The 2901-nt window shown below is 52.4% G+C and carries 3 protein-coding genes; 2 read left to right on the top strand and 1 reads right to left on the bottom strand.

What is annotated here, in order from left to right:
- The first annotated feature begins 137 nt into the window (after window positions 1–137).
- Both Q0294_RS20450 and Q0294_RS20445 read left to right on the top strand, forming a co-directional pair.
- Entirely contained in the window at window positions 138–1109 is a 972-nt protein-coding gene (locus Q0294_RS20450; protein ID WP_299469157.1) for a MoxR family ATPase, read from the top strand.
- A gap of 50 nt (window positions 1110–1159) precedes the next feature.
- Window positions 1160–2305 (top strand): cysteine desulfurase family protein, encoded by a 1146-nt coding sequence (locus Q0294_RS20445; protein WP_299469155.1) that lies wholly within the window; start codon window positions 1160–1162, stop codon window positions 2303–2305.
- 89 nt (window positions 2306–2394) lie between these two features.
- On the opposite strand, the gene Q0294_RS20440 is transcribed toward Q0294_RS20445, so the two are convergent.
- Window positions 2395–2541 carry a hypothetical protein gene (locus Q0294_RS20440; RefSeq protein ID WP_299469153.1) on the bottom strand — a complete coding sequence of 49 codons (147 nt, stop codon included), beginning with the start codon at window positions 2539–2541 and terminating at the stop codon, window positions 2395–2397.
- Window positions 2542–2901: the final 360 nt, after the last annotated feature.

Genomic DNA, 2901 nt, shown 5'->3' with positions numbered 1-2901 from the left:
TAGTTTGGTGTTTTCTTGATAAGGCTGTTGTGGATATGAGCGACCATGATGATCAAGTGATAATTCAGGAAGATGAAGAAGCACAACGGGATCTGGAGGCTCAGGCCATCCGCGGTCTCTCGAATGCTTACATTCTGATGCGTGATGAAATTGGCAAAGTGATCATTGGCCAGAACGAAGTGGTGGATGAAATTCTGATTTCATTATTCAGCCGCGGACATAGCCTGCTGGTGGGTGTGCCCGGTCTGGCCAAAACGCTGCTGGTCAGTACCATTGCGAAAATCCTGCATCTCTCATTCCGCAGAATTCAGTTTACTCCCGACCTGATGCCCTCGGATATTACGGGCACCGATGTTTTGCAGGATGACCCCGAAACGGGACATCGTTCGTTTCAGTTTATGCAGGGCCCGCTCTTCACGAATGTGTTGCTCGCAGACGAAATCAACCGGACACCGCCGAAAACCCAGGCCGCCTTGCTGGAAGCGATGCAGGAACGGCATGTGACCGTCGGTTCCAATACCTATCGTCTGCCGGAACCGTTTTTTGTGCTGGCAACGCAGAACCCGATTGAACAGGAAGGAACCTATCCGCTGCCCGAAGCGCAGCTGGACCGTTTCATGTTCAATGTGGTGGTCAATTATCCGTCCGCCGCGGAAGAGTTGATGATTCTCAAGCAGACGACCGGCAACCAGAAACCGCAGCTGGAAGCCGCGCTCACCGGCCGCCAGATTTTAGCATTGCAGGAAGTAGTCCGCAAAGTGCCGGTCGCCGAGCATGTGTTTGTATATGCCCGTGATCTGGTCCGCGCCACACGGCCCGTGGAAGCAACCGCGCCCAAGTTTATCAAAGAATATTTATCCTGGGGCGCAGGTCCGCGTGCCGGTCAGTTTTTAATTCTGGGAGCCAAAGCCAGAGCGATTCTGGAAGGACGCTTCCATGTTTCGACCGAGGATATCAAATCGGTCGCACACGCGGTTCTCCGACATCGAATTGTGACGACGTTTCAGGCAGACAGTAAAGGACTCAAGCCGGATGACATTATTGATATGCTGATTGAACATGTTCCCAACCAGCTTAAAGCTCAGGCGAAAGAAGCCGTCAAAGGGTAATTTGTGACAACCTTTCACTTCCACTGCCGACCATGAGATAATGACAAGTCATGTCGATTCCCGCTTCACAACGCATCTTTCTGGACAACAATTCCACAACACGACCTCTGGATGAAGTCGTGGATCTGGTGGCTGAAGAGTATCGGACGCATTACGCCAATCCGGGAAGTGCCCACGCCGAAGGGCGCCAGGCACGCCGGGTACTGGAAAATGCCCGTGAACTGATGGCGTCGCTGCTGGAAGCCAAGCCGCAGGAAGTGATTTTTACCAGTGGCGGAACGGAATCAATCAATCTTGCCATGCATGGATTCCTGACCGGAACACCGGGCGAGATTGCCTTGACCGAAGGCGAACATCCGGCGACCGTGAATACGATTCGCAGACTGGCACCGCAGGGCATCAGACAGTCGCTACTCAAAATTGGTGCGGACGGCAGAATTGATGTTGATCAACTGGCTCAACTGAACTGGGACCGGATTCAACTGGTCACGGTCATTCTGGCTCACAATGAAACGGGAGTGATTCAGGAGATTGCCCCGCTTGTTGCCCGCTGTGAAGAAAACAGGATTCCCCTGCATCTGGACTGTATTCAGGCTATTGGCAAAATCCCGTTTCAGTTTCATGATTCCGGTGCGACCGCCATCAGTCTGGCAGCTCATAAATTTCACGGCCCCCGCGGTGTGGGCGCGCTGCTGGTCAAAGAGGGCGCCCGCTTACTGCCTCAAATCGCCGGAGGCCACCAGGAACGAGGCCGGCGCGCAGGAACCGAACCCGTGGCACTGGCTGCCGGCATGGCGCGCGCGCTGGAGTGCGCAATTCGCGACAGGGAACAACGTGCGCAACAGGTCACCGCGCTGAGAGACCGCCTGCAACAGGGACTCAGCGAACACTGTCCGCCGGTCGTTGTAAACGGGTCTCAACAGCATCGGCTGCCTAATACGCTCAATATCTCATTTCCCGGCCTGGATGGGGAAGCGTTACTGATTTCCCTGGATCTGGTCGGAATTTCCTGTTCGCTGGGTAGTGCTTGCGCCAGCGGTTCGAGAGACCCGGCTCCCGTGCTGCTGGCAATGGGCTGCGAGGAAAGTGTCTACCGCTCTGCCGTCCGATTAAGCCTGTCGTTCCTCAATACGAGCGAGGAAATCGAAGCAGCCATTCACCGAATCAGCAGAGTTGTCAATCAACTGCGATCATAGATTCCCGCACCCGCCGAACGAGCTGCGCCGTCAATCTATTTGGCGGACATCAAATCATTCCAGCAGGCACTGAAACGGATCGAGTTGAATTACTCTCCCGGTGCGTCAAAAATAGCGAACTGCGGCAATGGAAGTTCCGGTTCGCCGAGTTCTTTCAGTTGATTTTCAATCATCTGGATACGGCTCGAGATCAACTCGCGGCGATGCATCCATTTCGTTTCCCAATTTCGGAACATGGTCTCAATATTTTCTGATTCTAATTTTGAGATATGGCGGGTCTTTTGAATTTTAACAAGCGATCTTCCTAATCTCGAGTGGGCTTCCTTAACCTGATGACTAGTGTGTTTGGGACACAAAGGCATGCGATGCTGCTCCCTAAGGCGTGCGATTCGTTAAAGTGGTCTTCTTAGGATGAATTCATCTTGAAAGAGAAAAGTGATTTGAGCAGGTGTAATATGAGTTTTTAAAAATATTCCATCAACCGATTCGACATCATTTGTCTTTTTATTCTATCACCTGCTGTCTTATATCCGCTTTTGGCAAGATGTGCAAAATAGATCGTCATTGCCGATCAGCGATCTTGAGAAATTAAGGGA

Origin of the sequence: uncultured Gimesia sp., assembly GCF_937919775.1 — a bacterium.
In the GTDB taxonomy this organism is placed as follows: domain Bacteria; phylum Planctomycetota; class Planctomycetia; order Planctomycetales; family Planctomycetaceae; genus Gimesia.
This window is presented reverse-complemented; position numbering and strand designations above follow the sequence as displayed.